The sequence below is a fragment of the Pseudoclavibacter sp. JAI123 genome (assembly GCF_013409665.1).
Taxonomy (GTDB): Bacteria; Actinomycetota; Actinomycetes; order Actinomycetales; family Microbacteriaceae; genus Pseudoclavibacter.
In genome coordinates this window covers 2,007,162-2,032,589 of the sequence record NZ_JACCCM010000001.1, presented here as the reverse complement: position 1 = coordinate 2,032,589, position 25,428 = coordinate 2,007,162, and the positions used below count along the sequence as shown (strand labels likewise).

Here is a 25,428-nt window from a genome sequence, read left to right as displayed (position 1 = left end):
GTCTCGCGTCCGAGTAAATGCACTCCAACGCTCGCTCCCATTGCCGCTGTGCCCCTCTACGATCTCCGCTTCGCGATCACCGACATCGACAGCGCCTGGTCGACGAGCTGGTTCGGCACTCGCGATTTCGTCGATGGGATCGTGCTGGAGTCCGCGTCCTCGTTCGTCGCCGAGCCACCCGCCGGGTCGAGCGTCACCGGGGATGGAACAATGCCGTCACCATGGCGCAACGCGAATGACGGAGGAATCGACGAGAACGCACCCGGTGGAGAGATGCGCGTTCGATTCCCAGGGCCGGTCACCTCCTTCACAATCAGGTACCTCAACACCGGGTACCTGCTCGGCGGAAGCCCGAACACCAACAACGATCAGGCCGTGTTTGTGACCGGGTTCACCTTCGAACGACGGGGCCTGTGCTGATCCAGCCCGTCGTTCGATACGAACGCTGACGTCTGCGCTCAGACAATGGCGTCCGGAGCGCTCGTGTCCTGCCGGCCAGACTCGAGACGGCGGAGCGCGACCCTGGTCTCTACGCGTCCGGCCAGGGGAGGTCGGTGCCGGGGCTGCGCCGACCGGCGAGGTCTTCGGTCATCTCCCGGAAGTCCTAGTCCTTGGGCCAACCGCCCGCGAGTTCGGCCACCACCTCGTCGGCAGCTTTGTCCTGCTTCGCGGTGATCGCGTCGACGAGCCGGCGGAAGTCGGCGTCTTCGGCCTGTAGGCGTTACAACCGGACGCCAATGACGTCCGGGACCAGCAGGACGTCCACGACGAGCCCAAGATCGCGGCAGTCGTGGAGGCTCACGTTCACCTGCCTCGTCCCAGAAGTAGATGCCGAGTTCGGATCCTCCTCTGGAGTCGGCGACCTGACAACGCTTCGAGTCCGGGAGCCAGCGGTGTGGCCGCCGGTTCCGCGTTTTGGGTCGGTATCCGCAAGGAAGCGGCCCATATGCGCACACCGGGACATCCGCCCCTCGTCGGCGCCACGTCAGCTCGTAGCGTGGACAGTAGCTTCCGGACCCTCCCCCAGGGTCCGGAAGTCCCGTCTCGGCGCACGTGGTCGGTACGGGGCGGTGGAGACGACGATCGAACGAGCTGAGGTCTGAGATCCCCGCCGAGATGCTGCCCACACACACGCCGGCGTCGGGCCTGAGACGACGGCTGTCTCAGCCCCGACGCACCGTGTGCCCGATCAGAAGTCCGAGCCCGGGCCTGGTGTCTCGCAGAGGACGACACCCGCGCGCGAGCGCGACACCGCCCCCCCCGACCATGAAACGAGCCACCTCATGACAGACCCCCAGAACACACCGCCATCCACATCCCGACGAGCGATGATCACCGGCGCCGCCTGGGCCGTGCCGATCATCAGCTTCGCAGCGGCAGCCCCCGCCCAAGCGGCCAGCCGTTGCGGCCCCGCGCAGGCGCTGGTAGCTGCACGTCCGGCCGGTGCGACCTACGTCGACACGCCGTTCCTCGTGCCTGCAGGGGTGACCGCGATCACCTACCGCGTCGTAGGTGCCGCCGGCGGCGGCCAGAGCACCCAGAACTCCGGTGGAGCAGGCCAGGTCGCGACCGGCACGCTCACCGTCGTCCCCGGCCAGACGCTCGTGCTGCGGGTTGCAGCCGGCGGGACCTACATCGGCGGCGGGGTCGCCCCGTCCGCCGGGGGAACCGGATACGGCAACGGCGGCGCCGGCGGCCCCTCGGGCCCTCAGTTCCAGTTCGCCGCGGGCTCCGGCGGCGGCGGATCAGCGATCCTCGTCGGCGGTGCCCCAATCGTCGTCGCCGGTGGTGGCGGCGGATCGGGCTCGGGCATCAGCGGCCCCGGCACCATTTCCTCGACGCTCACCGTGCCGAACGCTGGCGGCGACAGCGGATTCAACGCTGGCAACGCGGCGCGGACATGGACTGCCCCAAACCGGACGATCTCCGCCAGGGGCGGCGCAACAGGCACGAGCACCGCCGCCGGTGCAGGCGGAGGAACGGGGTCGACAACCGTGACACCGACCGAGGCTTTCAACGGTCCAGCCGCTGGCGGTCAGGGCATCACCACCGGTGGCGCGGCCGGCGGCACCGGCGGAAACATCGCATACGCAGCCTTCACCACCACGAACCCAAACCAGAACGTTACGGGCGGTGGCACAGCAGGCGGCGGCGGCGGCGGCGGCTACACCGGCGGTGGCGGGGGCAGCGCGTACGCGGCGAAGTACCTCAATTCCCCGACCACGGGCTACAACGGCCTAATCGGCGTCGGCGCGGGCGGCGGCGGCGGCGGGAGCTTCATCGCCTCGAGCGCCGTCGGAGGTGTGACGCCCGTGAACTCCACGAGCACCCTGACGCGCGGCACCGAGCGGAACACGGCCGCGAACTCCCGCGTTGCCGGCCGCATCGAGCTGTCGTACCAGGTCTGCCTCTAGCCCCAGAAACCGGCGGGCAGAGCCCCGCACCCCTAGCATGACGAGAGCCGTCAGCACCGCCCATCTGAGGGCGCGTGCTGACGGCTCTCGTCATTGTCGCTCTCCCGGCGCCGCCGCCTGGCCGGCAGCGTTCTCTCCAGGTTGCACACGCACGCCCGGTCCACGATTGAACCGCCGCCTGGAGGCGCGAGGAGATGCGCAGTGAAGGCAATCTCGACCTCGGCGGCCGATGGTCTGATGCTCGTGAGAAGTGGCCCGGAGTCCAACCTTCCACCTGCGCCCGCCGCGGACCTGTCCGAGCGCCCAGTGACCGCGAACGCGCCCGCGCCGACTGCCGATCAGGGGCGCGGTCTCTTCGACTGAAACGCGGCCGGGCTACGCCGGGCAGGCGATCGTGGGGAGGCTGAGGGCGATGTCGTCGTTCACGTTCGCCGCGCCCGACGTGGGCGTCAGGAGCCAGGTGTACGCGAAGAAGAGGGACTCGGTGGTGGTCGCGGTGAAGGTGCCGGAGTAGGGCTGGCTCGTGGTGCTGCTGTTCGGGGCGATCTGACCATCGTTGACGAGCTTGACCTGCGGGATGCCCGCGCCGGTGTTTCCGTAGGAGCTGGCGCGCCAGATGGAGTTGTTCGTCAGCCAGGTCGGTGCGGTCGTTCCGGTGAGCTGCTGGTCGAGCTGCGCGGTCGTGCGGAGGCCGGCGAAGACGTCGACGCGCGCGGCGAGGTTCCGGCCTCCGCCGCCACCGTTCTGCAGTCCCGTGAAGTCGAACGAGTAGGTGCGGCCTGCGACGACATCGATCGGGGCGAAGACGTGCACGTACCCGTTCCGGTTGGCGTTGATGGGGCTCTGGTCAGCGCGGACGTAGTAGGAGTCTGCTGAGCCGTTGGCCATGGTGCGGACGCCGAACTCGCCGGAGTTGAAGTTGGTGCTCACCTGCCGGAACTGCCAGTTGGTCAGCGGCGGAACGCACGGGGACGCGCTCGCCAGAGGAGCGGCCGCGGCGAGCATGATCGTGGGTACCGCCCACGCAGCTCCGGTGGTGACGGCGCGACGGGAGACGCCAGCGGAGTCTTCGGAATGGTTGCTCATGGGCATGGCACGTCCTTCTGCGCAGGGGAAGACGACGTGTGCCGTCCACTGCCGAGAACCTCGACGCCGCCCAGTATGCCGAGCAGACGCGGCGCTTCGGGGAGCGCGCTTTCCCGGGTTGCGGCCGCCGTTGCCGTCAAGGCTCGACACTCCGCGACCAGCTGGCGGTCACTGTTCCCCCGGGGAAAGTGCCGGTCACGGGGCCATATCCCAGGCCGGTGCGATTCGGAGGGTCGACGCTCGAATGCGTTGGAATGCCAGAGCGGGGAAGGCTGAGCGGGGCGTGCCGGATTTCCTGTCTTGCGGATAACGGCCAGGTGTCTGCGTTTCCGAGCTTGCTTCAGTCACGTTCGAACGCGCAGTCGAGGAAGTGCGGTTGTTGGAAGAGACGTGTGACTCGGGGTTCCATCTTGACGGGGAAGACCTCGCTCGCGGACGGCGACGCTGATGAACTCCAAGCGCTGCTCAATTGGGATGGCATCGATGCGGGCAGGTTCGGCGGGCACCGCCACCGCACCCACTGGTTCTCGCCATCCCAGTCCTTACGCCTGTCGCGTGGGTCGGCAGTTTGCGACCGCGACGACTGGTGGGCTCGTCCGATCGTCTGGGCATTGTTGATCGCCAGGTCAGCGCTCGTCGGCTTCACGGTGACGGCCACTTCACTCTCCCCGTACTCGGAAAAACCGACTCCATCCTCGAATGGATCCTCGGAGCCGCCGTGACCGCGTACCTGGCGTGGGTGCTCATCGGGTCGTTCGTCGGCTGAGCTCGGAAACCGGGGACGTCACTCGGGGAACTCGGCGAGCGCGCGCCGCATGATCCGAGCAGACGTGAACCCCGACCTGGCAGCGACGATCGCTGCGGCGAGGGACGGGTCCCGCTGCCAGATGCTGTGCGCGATCGCCGCCCGGCTCCTGCGGATCGCGGAGACGACGGTGTCGCCCTCCTGGCTGTAGCGCAGCTGGAGCTTCCGCGTCGAGACCTTGAACCGGTCGGCCAACGTCGAAGGGCTGAGGTTGGGGTCAGCGGCGTGCAGACGGATATGCCGCAGCGATGCCCGGTAGAGGTCCGGCTCCTCCAGGTGCGCCATGCGGGCCAGGAGACCCCGAGCGAGCGTCGCGGCAGCGTGCTCGACCGTGTCCGCGGTCGCTTTCGACGTCGGCACAGGCGCCTGCGCGAGCCCGTAGCAGGACGTGAAGACGAACGTGTTGAGCGTCGGGTCGGAGAGACGAGTGATGCCCTGCACCGGCACCGCGTCCTCGTCGCCACCGGCGACCGCCACATCGATGCTGAACAGCACGACCTCGTTCCGCTCACCGGTGGCGACGAGCTCGATCGTCGAGCTCCCCGGGGCGACGGCCGCCACGTCCCCGCGCGCGAGCGGCATCGTCTGCCCGTCCAGGCCGACGTGCACGTGACCGGCGTTCGCGAACACGAACAACGTCCGGGACACGAGCGGCGTCCCGGCCCGACGCACCTGGTACCTCGAGACGGGCACACTCGCCCAGGCGCAGATGAAGGAAGGGCCACGCAGCGCGGAGATGCTGTAGCTCTCACCCCGGTCTGCGTCGATGAGCTGGATGCCCGTGCTGTTCAGCAGCGCCGCGAAGTGAACCTCGTCTTTCGAGTCGCGAGTATGCAGGCGGGCATAGCCAAGTGGAGATGCTGGGGACACGTGTGGCTCGTTTCGTTCTGTCAGGGCAGCGTCCAGTGCGCACGAAACTCCCTCATCTGGGGCGACGAGGTCGAAGCTCGACAGTGAGAGCGAGCGGGGACTGGGGTGCAGCGCGCCATGCGGGCGCCGACGTAACAGTGCCGTGCCGCACATCCTCGGCGCATCTCCGTTCCACCATTCTGCGCCTCCCGACCAGTTGGTTGCGTATTCATGTCGATTTCGGCGAACGCGGTGGCGCGGGCCTCGCCGTGTGGACGATGCTCACCGTCATGCCCGCGCAGTCGTGGGCGTGAGAACCCGAAGAGTGAAAGACGCATCACCATGACGACACCGAATCCAGAGTTTGTCCGTAACCGCCGCACCATCTTGAAAGGCGCCGCCTGGTCGGTGCCGATCATCGCGACCGCGGTCGCAGCACCAGCACAGGCGGCCAGCAGGTGCCAGCCGATCACGAACCCGATCGTGACGACAGTCACGAACGTCAGCCGACCCGCGGGCCCGTGGACCAACGGCACGCAGGCCGCGTACAACGGACGCATCGACTACGCGGCCTCGACTGACACGGTCACGGCCGCCTACAGCTTCCGAAACAGCTCCAGTGTTGCCCTGCCGGCTGGAACCTTCTCCGTTCGACTGAACCTCTGGTCGAATCCGGGTCGAGCCGCAGCCGGCACTTCGACGCCATACTCGCGCCTGGGCCTTCCCAGCCCGCTCCCCGCTGGCTGGGTCATCGACACGCCCCAGGCCATCTCCGAAGCTCCGACCATGTTCGGGCTGGCCATCGTCCGCCGCTACGAGGTCATCCTCCGCTACACGCTGGCTCTGCCCGCGAATGCCACAGCACCGTCCATCAACGTGAGCGCGCCGATCACCACGCCGCGTCCAAGCCCGGCGAGCTACGGCTCGAACCTCTCGCAGGCGAGCACCACCACGCACTACGGCAACAACTTCTACGCGATCGCTCGCGTCGACACCTGCAGTGCAACCACAGGAGCACCCGTCGTGCTTTCCAACCCGGCGGTGTCGTCTCAGCTGTGGGGCGTGACGATCACCCGACCCAGTGCCGCAGGACGAAGCGCGGCTCCGACTAACGAGCAGTTCCCCAGCGTCGAGCCAGGCCCAGCCCCGCAGGAGGGCTGACACCACCCGCGCGCGCCTGCCCCGCAGATCACGTTGATCTCCGGGGCAGGCCGCGACCGCCGGGGGATCTCCTCGGGCTGGGCAGCCGGCGCATCCTCCCCCGGTCAATCGCCTGCGGTCGTCGCTTGTGCCACCTCTGGCACCACCGGCTTCCGGGCTCGCGGCATCAGCCTCGCGGTCACCTCGTCGAACTCTTGCAACGCCATGCGGAGCCGGCGGACGCTGCTGAACCCGGCCTGTTTCGCGACCGCTTCGTGGGCCTGATCGGGGTTCCTCGTCCAGATTCCATGCGCGACGAGCACCCGCGCCCGCCGAACCGCGCGCACGATCGTGTCCCCGTTCGTGTGGAACGCGAGCTGCAGGGTGCGGGTCGGGACCCCGGTAACACTGACGATCTCGGCGACCGAAAGACCCGGGTCGCTGGCGTGGAGGCTGATGTAGTGGATCGCCGCTTCGTAAGGCGCGCGCCTGTCACCCGGCTCGGGTGCACGCAGCAGCGTTCGACCGATGTTGGCGGCAGCGGAGTACAGCACGTCCAATGCGCCGGCAGTCTGCGGGAGCGGAGCTCGGGCGAGGCCGTACGCCGCAGCATACGTAAACGCGTTGATAGCAGGGTCCAGGAAACGTGTCACCCGACCGGGCTCGTGCTCGTGCTTGTGCTCACCACTGTCCGGCAGCTCGACACTGAGAATGACCAGCTCGTTTTCCTGGGCCGTTGCGTCGAGCTGGAGGACCAGCGTGTCCGGTGATTTCGACGCGACGTGCCCTCGCTGCAAGGTGTACTGGCGTGAACCGGTGTCGATGTCGACTTCACCCCTGGCGACGAAGATGAACAGGCGCCGCTGCGCCGCCACGTAGGCCGAACGCTCGATGCGCAGCCTGCAGGCGGGCCACGTCGAATGGGCGGCGTACCAGCGCGGAGCCGCTGTGGCGGCGATCGACGCCGCGGCTCCCGGGGCAAGCCCGGACACGCTCACATGTGAGTTCACGAGCGTCGTCGCGAACTCGAGCGGCGTCTCCACCGCGTCGACACGGATCATCGTGTGTCCATGCGCGTGACTAATCGCCGTCATGAAATCGGTGACTCACCTTCCGAGTTGCGGGGGCCGGGCAACGCAAGGCATTCGGAGACAAACGGCAACTGGATTGCTCCGATTCTCCGAATGATTCCAAGAGTCCCGAACCGAGGGCACGCAGTGCCAGTCGCGAGCCCGGATACGCAAAAAATCGGCCGATATCCGCCGATCCCGCGCCGCCGCACACACTCCCCTCGACCCAGAGGAGACACCGCCAGGAGCACACGTCGGAAAGGAAACGGTCACGCGTTCGCGCGAAGTATCACGGAGGGCGATTACGGGGCTGCCCGGGCCGCGTCGGCGCATACGGGCGACGAGGATCAGGCGGGTATGTGCGGCAGAACAGCGGTGCGGGTATCTCTTCGTTCTCCGTCACCGGTACGAATGCGGACCTGGATCACTTCTCCGAGCCGATCTATCCGACCGACCCGAACTCTGTCCAGCGGCCGCCTCCTGACCGAGCACGGACGAGAACTCGCCCGCCGCCTCGAGTCCAGCCGCGGCACCCGCACCACCGGTGGAGAGCTCGGCTACCACCCACACTCCACACAGGACGCCAACCGCTCCTGGGCGGCGGCCCACCTCCTGGACGGCGGCCCACTGAGACGTGTCCGACGCTGCAGGCGACCTGGCAGGAACACACACGCCCAGCTCGTGCAGCTTTCCGGGCTAGGCGCAGAGGATGCGCTCCACGACTTCCCTGACCTGAATAGTGCGGCCCCGGAGGCCGCGTTCAAGGCTCGAGAGCAGATGCTACAGAGGCTCTTCACGGGAGCGGCGATCAAGACGATCGAGACAAGCCAGTAGCGTATCCGGGAGCTCATCATCGGGGGCAGGGGCGGCGCGTACGAGCCGTTCAGCGACTGCCGTCAACGTCCTCGCCTCCACCGACCTCGAGCCCGTCACGCGCTGGGGTATCCGTGCCGACCGCCCGAACATTGTTGTTGGCGACCGCCGGGTCACGTCGACGAACCCGCACGTGCTGGTGATCCGGGGCACATACGGATATGGCCACGGCGTGCAACTCGAAGGTCGCCTCACCAGCCCTCTCACGCCGGACTCGCCGGCAGTCGTCGCCGACGACCAGGGGTATGGACGGGTCTTGAAAGAAGGTCGCGGGCCTCTACCAGCCTGCGTATGCGCCTGCGGCGCCGCTCGTGTCGGAGTGGATCACGCGCGGCTGAGCCGGGAGAGTGCAGTGAGGGCCGCGCGAAACGGTGCACCCGGACTCGCGCGGCCCTCAGTGGTCGTGCCGGCATGAGGTTCCCACCAGGCCGCGGGTGTCCCCCGACGCCCGTCTCCCCAGAACACGACCAGTCATCACTGTAGAGACGGCACGTTCCCGGTGACGTTCACTGCGGAAAGTGGTCGGTATCCAGCACAAATCGTCACGCCACCGAGGCCGCCTGTGCTGGTCGTCGTCGGCCACCTCGTGGCAGATCTCCTTGAATCGGGCTCCGGCTGACCTGGTGCGCTTCGCGGCCGCGCATCCGGTGAGAGTCTCACGGATCTGATCGGCGATCTCGTGCTTCCGGTCCTGATTCCACGGGGATTCCGCCTCGTGGGCGACGCCGATGCTCGTGTATGCCTGATCGGCGACCACGACGGCGTCACAGCCATCGGTCGCGCAGCGAGCCACGAACGAGCGGCGGCGCTCCTCAACAGCTCTTCCTTGGCAGCGATGAGGAAACGTCCGGTCGGGAACGCCTGGCTCGCGTCAGGAGCGCCTTCTCGATGAGTCCGTGCATGAGGACCTGGACCGGGTTGACGCGCCCCGTGCCGGAGATGTGCGTCTTCTGATCGATCCACGCGGAGTGCGCGCGCGAGCTATGGGCCGCCGAGTTCGCGCGCACATGCTCGGGACCGAGGTCGTACGGATGATCGCTGTCAGCGCGTAGATCTGTGACCGGAGGCGTCTGCAGCGTCGGTCCATGCGGCCGTGGCCTGCCTAGCCCCGGACCCCGCTGCTGCCCGGCCGCCCTCAGAAGTTGACCGCGAAGACGGTCAGCACCGTGACGACGACGACGACCGCGATGCCCGTGCCGCAGCCGATGGCGGCGATAGCGCCGTAACCGAGGCGTGAGACGCGCGCGCCGGACTGGCGTGCCGCGTCCAGGAACTGCGGTCCGCCGCCGGCGCTCCAGGAAGACGCGGCCGAGATCTGATTCCGGAGGGCGCCGACATCCGCTGCGGCGCCAGCCATCGGACGGTCGAGGACTGCGGCGACTGCGCCTGCGGTGGTGTACCCGAGTGCGCGGTTCACGGCACCAGGGTCGGCGAGCAGCGGGTACTTCACTCCCCCGACGGCGAGATGGATGCTCTGCGCCCTCGACGTCACCGTGACCTGGGATGCAGGTGCGCGGACGACGACGGTCCACCCTTCTGGCGCGAGGGCCCACAACGTCATCCAGCCGTCGCCGATCTCGGCAGTGGCGGGCACATAGCCTCCCCCGCCGCTGACTCCGAGTGCACCCGAGAAGGTCGCGTGAGGAAAGTGATTGGGATACGTCACGCTCACATGCTATGCGGCACTGGTCTCGGGCGCGGCCGGGCCGGTGGGACGGGCGACAGTCGCTGTGACGCGAGCGATCGACGGGTCCACTGCGGGTTCCTCGGCTCCGGTCGGCTCTAAACTCGGCATCAGGGCCGACGACGAGGAGAGCAATGGCGAACGTGGGATGGGACCGGGATCGGGCAGCGGCGCGAGCCGCGGGAACGCCACCGCACGTCCTGACCAACATCGCCATGCGCCGCCCCGATCTCCGCGCGGACATCGCCGCGAACCCGGGCGCCACGCCCGAGCTGATCCGATGGATGAACGGGGTCAGCGGGCCAGGCAAGCCGCAGCCGCAGCCGCAACCGCAGCCGACGCATACTCCAACGCGTCCCGGGTACGGGCCCCGCCCAACGCATCCGGGGCTCGCCGCTGCCCCCTCCTCCCCCGGTCAAGGCGCGTACCCGCCGCGTGCAGGCCTGGCCGCCGCCCCGTACGCCCCCGGTCCAAGCCCATACCCGCCGCGCAGGAAAGGCAAGGCGGGGTACTGGTTCGCCGGTTGCGGCTGCCTGGTCGTGGTCGCGTTCATGGGCCTGTTCGCGTTCGCCGGCCTTGGCGCGATCCTCGGCTTGAGCGACGCGGCAACGACCCCGAGCCCCTCTGTCGAAGCAGCCCCGGTCGACACCGGCGCCGCGGACCTCGCCGATCACATCGCGCTGTACGAGCAGGAGCGGACGAAGATCGATGAACTCTCGACAGCGCTCGAGGCAAACCCAGTCAAGCCCCTCGTGGCCCTCTTCGACTGGATGGAGGACCAGGACGCCAAGATGACGGACCCGAACCTCACCGCGTACTCGGCGGAACTCCTCGCCGACCAGATGAGCACCTTCCGCGCGGACCTGGAACAGAGCGTCACCGACGCGGAGACGCGCCGCACGAACGCGAGCGGGTCCATGAGCGAAGGCCTCATCGACGCCGCCGGGAACGGATTCATCGACGTCCAGTACGACGCGGCCACCGCCTGCGGCACCCACGAGAACGCAGACCAGGGCTACCAGACTGTCGGATGCGTCAAGGGCGGCAGCCCCCTCATCGTGCACCTCCTCCCCGATGCCGAGCGCACCGAGTGGCATGCCAAGATGACCACCGTCCACGAGCTCGCGCACGTGTACCAACGCGCAGACGACGTCAGATACCCGGACGACGACGGCGGCTACCAGGCCCTCCTCGCGCAGGGGTTGTTCCAGGGCAGCGAGGAGGTCATGGCCGACTGCTACGCCTTGACGTATCTCAACGAGTGGACGCTGAGCGACGGCGTCAAGGAGACCGGCTACGGCTACGTCTGCGGCGACAGCGAGCGCCAGGCGATCCGCGACTGGGCAGCCGGCATGAACGCGCCAGTCGGGTGACTCGGGAGGCGAGCTTCCTGAGGTCCGTGCCGCCAGCAGCCGGAGTTCGAGCGCACCGGACGTTCCGTAGGGTGGGGTCATGGGGTTCCAACCGCTTCGCTCGAGGTCACGCGACTTGTCGGTCTGGTTCGCGACGCGACCGGAGCTGTTCGTGTCTGAGAGATCGCCGCGCAAGACGGTGTTCTGGCTGGCCTCAGCTGTCGCCGCCGGCCTCGTCGCGCTGCTCGTCTACCTCAACCCGACAGCCACCGTCGAATTGCTGGGCGGTCGAGTGCGGAGCGGTCAGGCGGTTGCCGGTGCGTTTGTCCTCCCCCCGCTAGCCTTCGTCGCCTGCATCGTCCTGACGTTTCTCGTCGCCCGCCGGTGGCGCGTGCGCGGCGGCGGTGTTCTCAAGAACCCGGTGATCCTCGGGGTGAGGGCCGGGTTTCCCCTCGAGAACGTCCTCACGGCATTGGAGGTGGGAAGCGCTCGCCGCGGACCGGCGATCGAGGGGCTCGCCGCAGCGCGGCTCGCGAACGGTGATGACCGCCTGCTGACGATCTGGTCGTCAGAGCGCGACCTCGTCATGGTCATCGCGATCCTCCGGGTCGATGGGAACGCCGTCTGGATTGACTCGGAACCGGTCATGCTCGCACCCGACTCGTACTTCGACGCCGAAGCGTACGACCGCGAGGCGCGTCGACTCCGGGATCATTGACGTTCGGCATGCTCAGCAGGCGCTGACAAGCAGGAAGAGGACATCATGGACCACACCGCATCGAACCTGGTTCCGGGGCCCGGGCTCTACGCCACCCACGACGGCGTGGTGTACCCGCTGCGAGTGCACGACGGCAGGTGGGCGTTCCGCTCGGCCAGCCCCGTGCGGGGCTTCGTCGTCGATCACGACGTGTACATCCGCCCGATCGCCATCGACGATGAGGTCGAGTGCTTCGGGTTCGAGCACACCGGCGCCTACCGGGGGCTGCCGGTGCACGTCGCGCCGCGTCCCGGCGGCGCCGGACTGCTCCTCGTCTCGACCGACCGCTCGTCGGCGGACCTGGGGTTCACGGCCGAGGCGCTGCGTCGCGGCGGCAACGACTGGCGGAAGACCGTGACCAATGGAGACCCCGAGCTGACGGTCACGAGCACCAGGGTTCGCAAGCCGACCCCTTGGGAAGGACACCCCGAGGAGGTCCTTCCGCCCCGAGAGCCTGCACAGGCGAGTGCTCGCACCGCTCCGGGCAAGCGGAGCGGTGCGGCGACTTCTCCGCGGCTCCAGGCCCCGGGGCTGTATGCGGTGCTCGATGGCCTCGACTACCCGGTCGTGCGGCGGAGCACTGGGTGGGCCCTGCGATCCGAGGAGCCGCGACCCGGTTTCGTGCCGCAGCGGGGAGAGCATCTCCGAATGATCACCCCCGAGGATCAGCTTGCATACGTCACGATCCTGCACCCCGGGACGTACCGTGAGCTGTCGGTCCGGGTCAGGCCGACGTCCGCGCACGCCGTGCAGCTCTCGACTCGGGACCGACGTTCGGTGGACCGCGGATTCGTGCAGTTCGGCTTCGAGCGCCCGGAGATCCAGGAGTACGTGCACTCGGTCGCGCGCGATGACCCCGAGTTGCAGGTGAGGACGACGCGGGCTCCGTCGGCCCCGCCGTGGCTGCGGAACGAGAGAGAGCGCACGCCGACGGGCGTGCCCACGACGTGGAGCGACTTCGCCGGAGCGCTCGCCGCGGCGCTCGAGCAGGTCACCGACCGGGTCTTCGTCATCGTGTCCGCGTCCGGTGATACGCGAAGGTACGTGCAGTTCGCGGGGAGACCCGACGTGATGGATGCAGAGGCGCCCGGGCGCAGTGTCGTCGCCGATGCCGACGAGCGCGTCCTCCGGGGCGCGGGCTGGACGCCGCCGGGTCCGAGCCAGCCGAACTGGTCGGCAACCGCCCGTCGGCACGACGGCCGCCCGGTCACGCGTGCGCTTGCGGAGATGTCGGTCACCGTGCTTCGTGATGGGTACAGCGTCGAGAGTCCGCGGCTGCTCACCTACACCGCGTGGCGGGATCCACAGGTGTTCCCTGACGGGGCGAGCTACACGGCCGAGCAGTGGGAGGCCCGCGACCTCGGGACGGCAGCGCTCGAGATCCCCGCCCTCCGTCTCCCTCGAGGCTGACGACCGCGGATCAGCGCTCCCCGGCCCGCCTGTTCGTCTCGCGGCGGATGGCTCTCCGGGTGATCCACACAGCGATCACGATCGGGAGGATGCACACGCAGAACACCGCCACCTTGAGCCACCAGCTGTCGACCAGCGGCAGGAGGAAGATGCACCCGAGGACCGTCGCGAGCGCGGCGCCGATGTACGGTCCGCTCCGCCGCCCGTTGAGCGCGAGGCACGGTCCCGCGCGAGGCGGCTCCGGCGGCTCAGAGCGGGCTGTCGGTCCGTCCTGTTCGAGGTCCATCCCCTGACGCTACCCGAACGCCGGAACACCCGCTGCGGGACCGAGGCTGGGCCGCATGACGCCTGCCCGCCTCAGCACCGGCCTAGTCGTGCTGGCTGCCCTTCCCGTCGCTCAGCGCCGTATGCCGCGGGCTGTTCGGGTTCATGAGCGAGTGCCTGCGACCGTACGCGAAGTAGATGATCAGGCCGATGACGAGCCACCCGCCGAACCGCAGCCAGGTCTCCCAGTGCAGCTGCAGCATCAGGAACCCCGACGCGAGCATGCCGAACGCGGGCACCAGGGGCATGAGCGGCAGCCTGAACGTTCGGGGAGCATCCGGGCGCTTGTAGCGGAAGATGATGACCGACAGGCAGACCACGACGAACGCGGCGAGGATGCCGATGTTGGTGAGGTCCGCGACGGCCTTGATCGGGAACACACCCGCAAGGAGGGCTGACGCGACGCCTGCGATCCACGTGACGCGCTGCGGGGTCCCGTTGCGGTCCGTCTTCGCGAACCAGCCCGGGAGCAGCCCGTCTCGACTCATCGAGAACCAGACACGGGTGACGCCGAGGAGGAACGTCAGCATCACGGTCAGGATGGACAGCACTGCGAAGACGGAGATGATCGTGGCGATCACCGGCAGGCCGACGCTGTTGAACGCGGAGGCGAAGCCCGCCGTCGGGTCGATCTCCTCCCAGTTCTGCATTCCCGTCAGCACGAGCGTCGCCGCCACGTACAGCAGCATCGCGATGATCAGCGACAGGATGATGGCTTTCGGCATGTGCTTCTTGCCGTCCTTGGCCTCCTCTGCCGCGGTGCTCATGGCGTCGTAGCCGAAGACGGCGAAGAACACCGTGGCCGAGCCGGCGAGCACCGGGCCGAAGCCGCTCGGCATGAACGGGTTGTAGTTGTTCGCGTCGATGTAGAAGACGCCGAGGCCGATGATGAACAGGATCAGGATCACCTTGATGGCGACCGCGACGAGCTCGAACCGTCCGAAGGCCTTCGTTCCACGCGACAGGATCCAGGTCACGAGCAGGCAGACGGCGATGGCCGGGATGTTGACGATCCCTCCCTTGCCCTCGTCGACGGTGGAGGTCATCCAGACCGGCATGTGAATGCCCAGGCCCGACAGGAAGGCGTCGAAGTACCCGGAGATGCCGATGGCGACGACGGCCACGATGGCGATGTACTCCAGCAGGAGGTCCCAGCCGATGAACCAGCCGATGACCTCCCCGAGGGCGACATACCCGTACGTGTAGGCCGAGCCCGCCCTTGGGATCATGCCGGCGAACTCCGCGTAGGAGAGCGCGGCGGCGGCCGAGGCGAGGCCGGCGATGAGGAACGAGATGAGGACAGCTGGTCCAGCTCCCGGGGTCCCCTCGCTGCCTGCGGCGACGAGCCCAGCGAGGGAGAAGATGCCGACGCCGATGATGCCGCCGACGCCGATCGCCGTGAGCTGCCAGAGCCCCAGCGATTTGAAGAGGCCGCTGCTCTTGTTGTCCTCCTCCATCTCCTCGATCGGCTTCCGCCGCATGATCGACTGGGACGAACCTCGTGTGCTCATCGGTACTCCTCGTTGTCGCGCGACCGTCACTTCCCTGTGAAGATCGATTCCGCATCCTCAGTATGCGAGGTGATGCGACTGCGGACGAGTGGACAGTGCTTACGAGTACTCGTCAAGGGTGCCGAAGGCTGGGGCGAGCCTCCTCGTCACGAGGGGGGACCCCGACCACATGCGTACGAGAGGTGCCCATCCCTAGACTGCCCGCATGAGTCCCCTGCCCTCACCGTCCCTGAAGGTCACGAACGCGCGAGTCTGGGGCGGTGAACCCACGCAGCTGCTGCTCGCCGGTGGCCGCGTCCACGCGGTCGGCGAGGCCGCCGCACAGGCCGCGTGCGACGTCGAATTCGACGCAGGGAACCTTCTGGCCCTCCCGGGTCTCGTCAACGCGCACGCCCACGTCGACAAGAGCTGGTGGGGGAAGCCGTGGGAGTCCTTCGGCGGAGAGTCCAGCACGCAGGGCAGGATCGCCCACGAGCGAGCGCGGAGGGATGCGCTCGGCATCCCGAGCGTCGAGACCACGCTGCGGGTGCTGCAGCAGTCGCTGCTGACCGGCACGACGCGGATGCGCACGCACGTCGATGTGGATCTCGGCGTGGGCCTGGACGGCATCGAGTTCGTCCGAGAGGCGGCAGAACGCCTCGACGGCGCCATCGAACTCTCGATCGTGGCGTTCCCGCAGGACGGCGTGCTGCGCAGACCCGGCGTCCTCGAGCTGCTCGAGAGAGCCGCCGCGAACGGGGCCGAGCACATCGGGGGCCTCGACCCAGCGCTCATCGACCGGGACCCGGTCGGACAGCTGGACGGTCTCTTCGACATCGCATCGCGCCACGGCTGCGGACTCGACATCCACCTGCACGAACCGGGAGACCTCGGCGCGTTCGAGTTCGACCTCATCCTCGACCGGGTCGAGCGCGACGGGTTGCCGGCCGGCCTCGTGAACATCGCCCACGGATTCGCGCTCGTCGACGTCGACGCCGAGCGGCGGCGCGACCTCCTCCAGCGCATGGGCGAGCTGGGCGTCAGCATGACGACGGTCGCTCCCGTGCGGATGCGCCAGCTGCCCCTGCACGAGCTGGATGCGGCTGGAGTCCGGTTCGGGTTCGGTACCGACGGCATCCGGGACCTGTGGAGCCCCTACGGCGACGGCGATATCCTCGGCATCGCCTGGCAGTACGGCCGCTCATCTGGGCTCGTCAGGGACGAGGACCTCACCCGGATCGTCCAGCTCGCCTCGAGCGACGGCGCCTGGTGCGCGACCGACGAGTCACACGACCTCCGGGTCGGCGACCGGGCAGACATCGTGCTGCTCGACGCGGAGAACGCGATGGACGCGCTCGTGCGCCGCGTGGACCGGTCTGCGGTGATCGCCGGCGGACGACTCGTCGACCTGGAGTCAATGCGCGAGGTTCCCTGGGAGTGACCCAGCTCGAGGCCCATTCCGCTATCGTCAGCATGTGACGACTCGACCGATCCTCGCCGTGGACAGCTGGACCGACACCCGCGACACCCTGCACCGCTGGCTGCAGATCGTGGGGAAAATCCGCATGGTCAGCACGCCGCACGTCAACCACTGGTGGAACGTGACCCTGCACGTCACTCCTCGCGGGCTCGGGACGGGCACGCAATCACACGGCGACGCGATCTTCGACATCGAGTTCGACTTCGTGGAGCACCGTCTCGTCATCCGGCACAGCGACGGCGGGGAGCGAGTGCTGCACCTCGAGCCGATGTCCGTCGCCGACTTATCATCCCGCCTGTTCGCCTTGCTGGGAGAGCTCAACCTCCACCCGCGCATCCACGGCGCTCCGAATGAGGTGGAGGTCGCGATCCCCTTCGCCGAGGACACACGGCACGCCAGCTACGACCGCGACGCGGCCCACGCGTTCTGGCGACAGCTCGTCGACGCGGACCGGGCGCTCTCGCGGTTCCGCGCAGCATTCACCGAGAAGGTGAGCCCCGTGCACTTCTTCTGGGGAGCCATGGATCTCGCCGTGACGCGCTTCTCCGGCCGCGAAGCGCCGCGGCACCCGGGCGGCGCCCCGAACTGCCCCAACGAGGTCATGATCGAGGGGTACTCGCACGAGATCTCGAGCGCCGGGTTCTGGCCAGGCGGCGGGCGCGAGGGCGCCTACTACTCGTATGCCTACCCCGCTCCCGTCGGGTTCGCGGACGCGCGAGTGCCGGAGGGGGCCTACTGGGACGAGGCCCTCGGCGAGTACCTCCTGCCGTACGAAGTCGTTCGCGAGGCGGCCGACCCCGATGCGCTGGTCCAGGACTTCCTGACGGCGACCTACCGAGCGGAGGCCGACCTCGCCGACTGGGCGAGCGTCACCACAAGCGCCTAGCGCATCCGGGACCTGACTTCAGGGCCGGGCGCGCGATCGCGGCGCTGGTTCCAGTAGCGATAGACGAGCTCGGGGTATTCGGCCATGACGTCGACGTCGGCGACGAGCACCTCGAGCCTGGCCTCATACCCCCCCGGAGTGAGGCCGAGCTGCCGGATCCTGTCGAGCTTCGGACGGTCGCGGCCAGGGTGAGCTGCCTCGAACTCCAGGAGCGCCCTTGCTCGTGCGGTGATCATGCCTGAAGAGTAGGTCAGGACATAACGAGATGACCCGCTCTTGCTTTTCAGTCGTCACCTCTGTAGGGCCCAGGCGGGTGACGTCAACCGGCCACCGGTCTGATGCCGACGAACTGCATGCGATCCTCGCCGTAGAAGCACGACTGCAGTGCGAAGTCCCCCTGCAGTCCGATCAGTGATTCCGTCGTCTCCCAGTGCTTCGCCGTGTGCCGCACGTCGACGACCTCGAACGTGCCCGGCTGCCCCTCGACCTCGAACTGCGTCCCGACCGCCCAGTTCAGGACGATGTCTCCCCCGCAGTTGTTGTGCGCCGCGTACACGGCCGGAACTCCGACGGTGTTGCGGTAGCTGGTCATCTCGATGAATGATCCGTCGCACACGTCGAGTTCCTCCTGGCCGCCTTCGACCCCGAGCCGGACCGCGGGGAGCTGCACCTCCGCGGCGACGTCGTTCACTGCGGCTTTCACCTGCCCGTACCCGCGTTCCACGGTCGTCGGCGTCAAGAGAGACATCGCCAGGATGACAGCCCCGGCGAGGACGAGTGTCGTGCCGAGCACCCCGAGGACCGCGTTTCCCATCGACCGCCGTCGGCGTGGAGACGCGGATCGGGCGTGGGCTGGCGGCGCGGGCCGGGTGCTCGTCATAGGCAGAGGTCTCCTCGTAGTCAGACGCGTCAGATTCTGCTACAGCACCTTATGCGCTGCGTGTGAACGGATGCGCGCGTTCGAGCGAGGCAGCGCCGGCCACTCATCTTCGTCTCGGCTGGCGTGCGTACGGTCGGAGCATGACAGAACAGCATGCAACCCCCGACCACGACGAAGACGCCACCCTCGACGAGACCAACGAGCGGCTCGAAGCAGAATCGATCCAGGGCCTCGGCACGGGTGAGCCCAACCGGGAACGGCCGGACCAGCCGCCCACGCAGGTCCGCGATGACGCGGCGCAGCACCGCGACGACACGGTGCCGCCAGCGGGTGTCAACGGCTGAACGCACCAGCGGAGGCCGGGATCGCGATCGCGACCCGGCCTCCAGCGCGCTCGGCGCGTTCTTGAGCGAAGCCGGTCAGCCTCACTCGAGGCTGACCTCCGCCGGTGACTTGTCGGGGCGCCATCCGCGCCAGCTCGGCTGCCTGAGGCGGCCACCGGCGGTCCATTCTGCGAACTCGACCTCCCCGACCAGCTCCGGTTCCACCCAGACCGCACCCCGCGCATCCGCCGCAGGGATGTCGGCGAACGGCGGGGTGTCACGCTCGCGGGACGCCAGCTCCTGGGCGGTCCGTTCGAGCTGTCGGTCGGTGAACCCTGTGCCGACACGGCCCACGTAGCGGAGTCCGTCCGGGCCTGGGACGCCGAGCAGCAACGAGCCGATGCTGTCGGCACGTCGTCCCCGTCCGGGACGCCATCCCCCGACGACAACTTCCTGGGACCTGTGGTGCTTGACCTTGACCCAGCTCTCGGAACGGCGACCCGGACGGTAGACGCTGTCTCGCCGCTTCGCCACGATGCCCTCCAGCCCGAGCTCAGCGCTGCTCGTCAGCGCCAGCTTCGCGTCGCCTTCGACGACCGGAGGAACACGCAGCCCGCGATGCTCGCGCACGTACTCGACTAGCAGGTCGCGCCGCTCCTCGTACGGTCGATCGATCAGGCTCTCGCCGTCAGCTTCGAGCAGGTCGAAGACGAAGTAATGCACGGGCACCTCCGCGGCCGCCCGCTCGACGTCGCGCGGTGCGCGCAAGCCCATCCTCGACTGGAGCCGGCCGAAGTCAGGGCGTCCCCGGCGGTCCAACGCCACGACCTCGCCGTCCAGAACCGCCACCCGCCCGCTCAGGCTCGCGCGCAGTGCATCGGCGACCTCCGGGTACGCAGCCGTCACGTCATTGCCGTTCCTCGTCAGCAGCCGTGGCCCGGCGGGCTCGACGGATGCCACGATGCGGATGCCGTCCCATTTCATCTCGAACGCCCAGTCACCCTCGTCGTCGAAGACGCTCGTGTTACGCGAGGTCGCGAGCATGGGTGGGATCGAGAGCTTGGAGCGCCCGGTCCGCCTCGTGGTGCGGTGTGACGCTGTCGCACCCGTCCTCGGCGACTTCTCGGCTGACATCCGGTGCAGCAGCCAGTTGCTCTTGTCATCACCGCTCCCCCGCGTGTGGATGAGCGCAACCCGCGTCGGCTCCCCGAGGCCTCCGGCGGCCTGGCCGTGCAAGGTGACGATCACCTCCTCGCCCTCGCGCCATTTCTCGAGCTCGTAGGTCCCCGCGTCCCAGATGTACACCTCACCGGCCCCGTACTCGCCCTTCGGGATCGTGCCCTCGAAGGTGCCGTACTCCAGGGGGTGGTCCTCGGTCTGCACCGCCAGGTGGTTCTTCTTCGTATCCGCTGGAATGCCCTTGGGCACAGCCCAGGAGACCAGCACGCCATCGTGTTCGAGCCGGAAGTCGTAGTGGAGCCGTCTCGCGTGGTGCTCCTGGATGACGAAGGTACGGCCGGATGAGGAAGGCGGGGCAGCCGCCGGCACCGGCTCGTTGGTCTTGGACGCATCGCGCATGGACCGGTAGCGCTTCAGCCGGTCCTCCCTGGCGGCCTCGGCGACGGGAGCGAGCGGGTCCAGCCGAGTGCGCATCCGTGTCAGCACCTCGTCGTACTCGAGGTGGCGCAGCTGCGGTGACGCGAGATCGCGCCAGGTACGTGGGACGGCCACGGTCGGCCGCGCGCGTCCGCGGAGGGAGTACGGAGCGATGGTCGTCTTCGACGCGTTGTTCTGGCTCCAGTCGACGAGCACCCTGCCCGCCCGCAGAGTCTTCTTCATGTCGCTCACGACGAGGTCCGGGTAGTCGGCCTCCAGCGACCTCGCGAGCTCGTGCGCAACCTGCGACACCTCATCAGAGGTGTGCGCTCCGTCGAGGGCGGCGTACAGGTGGATGCCCTTGCTGCCGCTCGTCACCGGGACGGGGTCGAGGTCCATGCCCTGCAGGATCCGACGAGCGAGTCTCGCCACCTCGGCGCATTCGAGGAGGCCGGCGCCCTCGCCCGGGTCGAGGTCCAGGACCAGGCGGTCGGGGTTCATCGGCGTTCCGCCCGGACCGAAACGCCACTGAGGGACATGCAGCTCGAGGGCAGCGACCTGCGCGAGCCAGGTGAGCGTCGCGACATCCCGCACGATGGGGTACTCGTTGCGGTGCTCCCGGTGCTCGATCCCCTCCCTCGGCACCCAGGCCGGCGCACTGGCCTCGAGGTTCTTCTGGAAGAAGACCTTGCCGGGGTGCTCGGCGGTCCCGACACCGTCGACCCAGCGTTTGCGGGTCACGGGACGCTCCCGCACGTGCGGCAGCAGGAACGGAGCGATCTCCGCGTAGTACGCGAGCACCTCGGCCTTCGTGGTGCCGGTCTCCGGGTAGAGCACCTTGTCGAGATTCGTGAGCGTCACATGGTGGCCATCAACCGTCACCGTCTGCTTCGGGGTCACCATCCGCCCAGGATGCACCCCGAGCCTGAGGCGATCACCGGTGAACACTCAGCGTCGACTCGGCTCCCGAACTCCCGCGTCCGATGTACTTGCAGCATGAGATCCATCTGGAAGGGCTCCATCGCATTCGGCCTCGTCAATGTCCCAGTGAAGCTGTACAGCGCGACGGAGGACCACGACGTGCGCCTGCACCAGGTGCACGACAAGGACGGCGGGCGCATCCGCTATCAGCGACGCTGCGAGATCTGCGGGAAGGTGGTCGACTACGAGCACATCGACAAGGCCTACGCCGACGAGGACCGGACGGTGGTGCTCACCGAGGACGACCTCAGCTCGCTGCCGGAAGAGCGAAGCCGTGAGATCGACGTCGTCGAGTTCGTGCCGAGCGACCAGCTCGACCCGATCATGTTCGATCGCAGCTATTTCCTCGAGCCAGATTCGAAATCGCCGAAGGCCTACGTGCTGCTTCGGAAGACCCTCGAGAAGACGGACCGAACTGCGATCGTGCACTTCTCGCTCCGGCAGAAGTCTCGGCTCGGAGCGCTGCGGACACGCGGTGACGTGCTCATGCTCCAGTCGCTCCTCTGGGACGACGAGGTCAGGGAGGCGAACTTCGCATCCCTCGATGAACGGGTGAGGATCTCGGCGAAGGAGCTGAAGATGTCTGCATCGCTCGTCGACTCGTTCGCGGCAGACTTCGCGCCCGACCGTTTCACCGACGACTACCAGGAGCAGCTGCAGCAGCTCATCGACGCGAAGCTCGCGGAGGGCGACGCACTCGACACCGCCGCGACGTTCGGCGAGCCCGAGGACGACGACGAAGCGGGCGGCGAGGTCATCGACCTCATGGACGCACTCCGCCGGAGCATCGACAAGGGGCGGAGGACGCCGTCGGGTCAGGCCGCAGGGAAGCAGGGCGACACCAAGGACGACAAGGCGGGCGCGAGCAAGACCTCCTCGGGGAAGACGGCGGCGAAGAAGCGCACGTCGAAGAACTCGACGTCGAAGAAGCCTTCGCCAAAGAAGACCGGGGCGACGAAGAGCGCTCCCAGGAAGACCGCGAAGAGCGAGACGAAGTCGGCCACGAAGAAGGCCGCTGACACGAAGACGGCGACGAAGAAGGCAGCGCCAGCGAAAGAGCGGAAGAGCGCCTGAGACGTCCTCCAGTTCACCGGGTGTTTACGTGCGGGAAGTCCCCCCGCGAGACGGTGCGGGTACGGTGACGGCGATCCCGTCAGAGACGCACGCCCCAGGAGGACGCACGTGACACGACCTTGGCAGAAGCTCCTCGCGGTGGGAGCCGCGACGACGCTCACCGGAGGCGGCCTGCTCGTCGCAGCCGCTCCCCCGACCGACGCTGCTCCCAGCGGAACCGAGCTCGTGATCAACGAGGCATACGGGGGCGGGGGCAACTCCGGCTCGCTGTACTCGAACGACTTCGTGGAGCTCTACAACCCGGGCCCGGCTGCGATCAGCGTCGATGGCTGGTCAGTCCAGTACTTCTCCGCGGGCGGCAATCTCGGCGGCGTGGCGGAGCTCTCGGGCACCGTCGCACCGTCCTCGCACTACCTGGTCGCCCTCTCGGCCGGTAACTCGCAGACCGGTGAGCTCCCGGTGCCGAATGCGAGCGGGGAGATCGCGATGGGCGCGCGCGGAGGCATCGTCGCCCTCGCCGACACGGCCGAAGCGGTCACGCTCCCCGCGGGCACGGCCGTGGATGCGGTCGGCGTCGTCGACCTCCTCGGCTACGGGAGCGCGAGCGCCTTCGAGGGTGCCGCCCCCGCGCCGGAGCTCGGCAATGCGCTCAGCGCCCAGCGCGCAGCTGCGGGAGTCGACACCGACGAGAACGCGGCCGACTTCGTCGCGGCGGCGCCGACGCCGGAGAACTCCGCGGGTGGCTCGACAACGACTCCAGCGCCGACGACGACCGCGGTTCCGACCGTCCCGCCGGAGGCGGCGCTCGTGTCGATCGCGGAGATCCAGGGCACGGGGGCCGCCTCACCGCTCGTCGACCAGACGGTCACCACCGAGGGCGTCGTGACGGCGGTCTACGCCGAAGGCGGGCTCGGTGGCTTCAACATCCAGACGCCAGGGGTCACAGACCCGACGACCCACAGCGCCTCGACCGGGGTCTTCGTCTACGGCCCTGCCGCTGCCGCCACGGTCAGCGTCGGCGACCGAGTCGCGGTCACCGGGCGAGTCGGCGAGCGCTTCGAGTCCACCCAGATCAGCGCGAGCGGAGTCGAGCAGCTCGAAGTCCGACCGGAGCACGTCGTCGAGCCCGTCGCGATCGAATGGCCGGAGACCGATGAGGAGCGGGAACGCTACGAGGGGATGCTGCTCGCGCCCACCGGCACCTACCGTGTCTCAGAGAACTACGCGCTCAACCAGTACGGCGAGGTGGGGCTCTCCGTCGGAGAGCGACTGCTCGTGACGCCGACCGAGGTCGGAGCCCCGGGCAGTCCCGAGGCGGTCGCGCAGGCCGAGTACAACGCCGCTCACAGCGTCATCCTCGACGACGGCGCTTCGACGGACTTCCTGCGACGCGAAGGCGGCAGCATGGTCAACGCGAACATCCCGCTTCCCTACCTGAGTATCGAGACCCCCGTCACCGTCGGCGCGACGGCGACCTTCAGCGAACCCGTCGTCGTTCACTACTCCTTCGACAGCTACCGCTTCCAGCCGACGACGACCCTCACGGGCACGGAAGATGCACCCGTCACCTTCTCCGACGTGCGAGAGGCTGGGCCGGACTCCGTCGGCGGCAGCCTGCAGATCGGCACGTTCAACGTGCTCAACTACTTCACGAGCCTCGGCGTCGACTCCTGCGACGCAAGCCAGAGCTACACCGACCGTGAGGGCAACCCCATCAGCGCGAACGGATGCCTTCCGCGCGGTGCCTGGGACGCCGAGAACCTGGAGCGGCAGGAGTCGAAGATCGTCGCCGCGATCAACCAGCTCGACGCCGACATCGTCGCGCTCGAGGAGATCGAGGACTCCTCGGACTTCGGCAAGGATCGCGATGCGGCGCTCGTGGATCTCGTGGACGCGCTCAACGCCGCGGCCGGCGCGGACCGGTGGGCGCACGTCCCCTCGCCCGCGGACATCCCGGCTACGGGTGACGACGTCATCCGCACCGCCTTCATCTACCAGCCCGCGACGGTCGGGCTGAGCGGGTCCTCGAGCATCCTCGACGACCCCGCGTTCATCAACGGACGCGCTCCGCTCGCGCAGACGTTCTCGGATCCCGCGACGGACACGGACTTCATCGTGGTCGCCAACCACTTCAAGTCGAAGGGCGGCTCCGGCGAGGGCGACAACGCGAACGAGGACGATATCGTCGGGCCCGCTGGGGCCGTCGGCGGGTGGAACGGCGACCGGACACGGCAGGCTCAGGCGCTCGCCGGCTTCACGGAAGCGCAACGCGCCGAGCACGGCACGGACCTGCTGTTCCTCACCGGCGACTTCAACAGCTACTCGCAGGAGGAGCCCATGCGGGTGCTCGAGGACGCCGGCTACGAGAACCTCGGGGACTCGCGCAACCGGGCGGCTGGCGAGCCCGGCTCTTCAGGCACCGAGTACTCGTACAGCTTCGGCGGCACCGTCGGCTCACTCGATCACATCCTCGCGAGCGGCGCAGCGGCCGAAGCAGTGACGGGAGCCGACGTGTGGACGATCAACGCGTATGAGCAGGTCGGCACCGAGTACAGCCGCTTCAACTCCAACGTCACCCAGCTCTACACGGATGACGTCTACCGGTCGTCCGACCACAATCCCTTCCTGATCGGCCTCGACTTCTCCGTGGCGCCGACGCCCACCGAGACGGCAGGCCCGACGCCGACGGCGACGATGACTCCCGAACCCACGCAGTCCGACGGGACCGTGCCAGGAGCGTCCCCCTCGGCGACCGCGAACCCGCCGGCCGCGGGTGGCCCGACGACCAGCCAGCCAACCAGTCCCGTGGCCCCGGACGCCGACGGACAGCAGCTGGCCACCACCGGCGTCGAACTCAGCGCCCTCCTGCCCATCGCGGCCGGTGCCGCGCTCCTTGCGGGTGCGCTTGCATTCCTGCTGAGGCGCCGCATCGACCGCGCCTGACCTGATCGTCA

General features: G+C 68.3%; 20 protein-coding genes. 11 read left to right on the top strand and 9 right to left on the bottom strand.

Annotated elements, in window-relative coordinates; all coding sequences use genetic code 11:
• Positions 1–48 precede the first annotated feature (48 nt).
• Together HDC34_RS09505 and HDC34_RS09500 are read left to right on the top strand one after the other, a co-directional pair.
• Positions 49–420: a hypothetical protein gene (locus tag HDC34_RS09505; RefSeq protein ID WP_179556683.1), complete on the top strand. Its 372-nt coding sequence runs from the start codon at positions 49–51 to the stop codon at positions 418–420.
• Between the two features lie 863 nt (positions 421–1,283).
• A complete protein-coding gene (locus tag HDC34_RS09500; protein ID WP_179556682.1) occupies positions 1,284–2,414 on the top strand; it encodes a hypothetical protein in 1,131 nt (376 codons plus the stop codon).
• A gap of 375 nt (positions 2,415–2,789) precedes the next feature.
• On the opposite strand, the gene HDC34_RS09495 is transcribed toward HDC34_RS09500, so the two are convergent.
• Both HDC34_RS09495 and HDC34_RS09490 read right to left on the bottom strand, forming a co-directional pair.
• Positions 2,790–3,500 carry a hypothetical protein gene (locus HDC34_RS09495; protein ID WP_179556681.1) on the bottom strand — a complete coding sequence of 237 codons (711 nt, stop codon included), beginning with the start codon at positions 3,498–3,500 and terminating at the stop codon, positions 2,790–2,792.
• Between the two features lie 784 nt (positions 3,501–4,284).
• Positions 4,285–5,175, bottom strand: a complete 891-nt coding sequence (locus HDC34_RS09490; protein ID WP_179556680.1) for a hypothetical protein — start codon at positions 5,173–5,175, stop codon at positions 4,285–4,287.
• 321 nt (positions 5,176–5,496) lie between these two features.
• Here HDC34_RS09490 and HDC34_RS09485 point away from each other — a divergent pair, with 321 nt between their 5' ends.
• Positions 5,497–6,315: a hypothetical protein gene (locus tag HDC34_RS09485; RefSeq protein WP_179555367.1), complete on the top strand. Its 819-nt coding sequence runs from the start codon at positions 5,497–5,499 to the stop codon at positions 6,313–6,315.
• A gap of 104 nt (positions 6,316–6,419) precedes the next feature.
• Here HDC34_RS09485 and HDC34_RS09480 read toward each other — a convergent pair whose 3' ends face one another.
• Entirely contained in the window at positions 6,420–7,355 is a 936-nt protein-coding gene (locus HDC34_RS09480; protein ID WP_179556679.1) for a hypothetical protein, read from the bottom strand.
• Positions 7,356–9,372: 2,017 nt separating this feature from the next.
• A complete protein-coding gene (locus tag HDC34_RS09475) occupies positions 9,373–9,903 on the bottom strand; it encodes a hypothetical protein (RefSeq protein ID WP_179556678.1) in 531 nt (176 codons plus the stop codon).
• 152 nt (positions 9,904–10,055) lie between these two features.
• On the opposite strand from HDC34_RS09475, the gene HDC34_RS09470 reads away from it, so the two are divergent.
• The 3 genes from HDC34_RS09470 to HDC34_RS09460 all read left to right on the top strand — a co-directional run bounded on the left by HDC34_RS09470 (position 10,056) and on the right by HDC34_RS09460 (position 13,440).
• Positions 10,056–11,294 (top strand): hypothetical protein, encoded by a 1,239-nt coding sequence (locus HDC34_RS09470; RefSeq protein WP_179556677.1) that lies wholly within the window; start codon positions 10,056–10,058, stop codon positions 11,292–11,294.
• A 151-nt stretch (positions 11,295–11,445) separates the two neighbouring features.
• Positions 11,446–11,991: a hypothetical protein gene (locus HDC34_RS09465; protein WP_308807299.1), complete on the top strand. Its 546-nt coding sequence runs from the start codon at positions 11,446–11,448 to the stop codon at positions 11,989–11,991.
• Between the two features lie 45 nt (positions 11,992–12,036).
• Positions 12,037–13,440: a hypothetical protein gene (locus HDC34_RS09460; RefSeq protein ID WP_179556675.1), complete on the top strand. Its 1,404-nt coding sequence runs from the start codon at positions 12,037–12,039 to the stop codon at positions 13,438–13,440.
• Positions 13,441–13,450: 10 nt separating this feature from the next.
• Here HDC34_RS09460 and HDC34_RS09455 read toward each other — a convergent pair whose 3' ends face one another.
• A complete protein-coding gene (locus HDC34_RS09455) occupies positions 13,451–13,726 on the bottom strand; it encodes a hypothetical protein (protein WP_179556674.1) in 276 nt (91 codons plus the stop codon).
• Positions 13,727–13,808: 82 nt separating this feature from the next.
• Positions 13,809–15,275, bottom strand: a complete 1,467-nt coding sequence (locus HDC34_RS09450) for an amino acid permease (protein WP_179556673.1) — start codon at positions 15,273–15,275, stop codon at positions 13,809–13,811.
• A gap of 205 nt (positions 15,276–15,480) precedes the next feature.
• Here HDC34_RS09450 and HDC34_RS09445 point away from each other — a divergent pair, with 205 nt between their 5' ends.
• Entirely contained in the window at positions 15,481–16,695 is a 1,215-nt protein-coding gene (locus HDC34_RS09445) for an amidohydrolase family protein (RefSeq protein WP_179556672.1), read from the top strand.
• Between the two features lie 34 nt (positions 16,696–16,729).
• The gene (locus tag HDC34_RS09440) at positions 16,730–17,620 is read left to right on the top strand and encodes a DUF5996 family protein (RefSeq protein ID WP_218854937.1); all 891 of its coding nucleotides are present in this window, start codon (positions 16,730–16,732) and stop codon (positions 17,618–17,620) included.
• On the opposite strand, the gene HDC34_RS09435 is transcribed toward HDC34_RS09440, so the two are convergent.
• Together HDC34_RS09435 and HDC34_RS09430 are read right to left on the bottom strand one after the other, a co-directional pair.
• Positions 17,617–17,856, bottom strand: coding sequence for a DUF3263 domain-containing protein (locus tag HDC34_RS09435; protein ID WP_179556671.1), 240 nt, complete (start codon positions 17,854–17,856; stop codon positions 17,617–17,619). The genes HDC34_RS09440 and HDC34_RS09435 overlap by 4 nt on opposite strands.
• 83 nt (positions 17,857–17,939) lie before the next feature.
• Positions 17,940–18,434 (bottom strand): hypothetical protein, encoded by a 495-nt coding sequence (locus HDC34_RS09430; protein WP_179556670.1) that lies wholly within the window; start codon positions 18,432–18,434, stop codon positions 17,940–17,942.
• Between the two features lie 206 nt (positions 18,435–18,640).
• Between HDC34_RS09430 and HDC34_RS09425 the strand changes: the two genes are divergently transcribed.
• On the top strand, positions 18,641–18,844 hold the full coding sequence (locus HDC34_RS09425) for a hypothetical protein (RefSeq protein WP_104312004.1): 204 nt from the start codon (positions 18,641–18,643) through the stop codon (positions 18,842–18,844).
• An 81-nt stretch (positions 18,845–18,925) separates the two neighbouring features.
• Here the strand turns inward: HDC34_RS09425 and HDC34_RS09420 are convergent, their stop codons facing one another.
• Positions 18,926–21,322 (bottom strand): ATP-dependent DNA ligase, encoded by a 2,397-nt coding sequence (locus HDC34_RS09420; RefSeq protein WP_179556669.1) that lies wholly within the window; start codon positions 21,320–21,322, stop codon positions 18,926–18,928.
• Between the two features lie 93 nt (positions 21,323–21,415).
• On the opposite strand from HDC34_RS09420, the gene HDC34_RS09415 reads away from it, so the two are divergent.
• Together HDC34_RS09415 and HDC34_RS09410 are read left to right on the top strand one after the other, a co-directional pair.
• The gene (locus HDC34_RS09415; protein ID WP_179556668.1) at positions 21,416–22,474 is read left to right on the top strand and encodes a Ku protein; all 1,059 of its coding nucleotides are present in this window, start codon (positions 21,416–21,418) and stop codon (positions 22,472–22,474) included.
• Positions 22,475–22,582: 108 nt separating this feature from the next.
• Entirely contained in the window at positions 22,583–25,417 is a 2,835-nt protein-coding gene (locus tag HDC34_RS09410) for an ExeM/NucH family extracellular endonuclease (protein ID WP_179556667.1), read from the top strand.
• Positions 25,418–25,428: the final 11 nt, after the last annotated feature.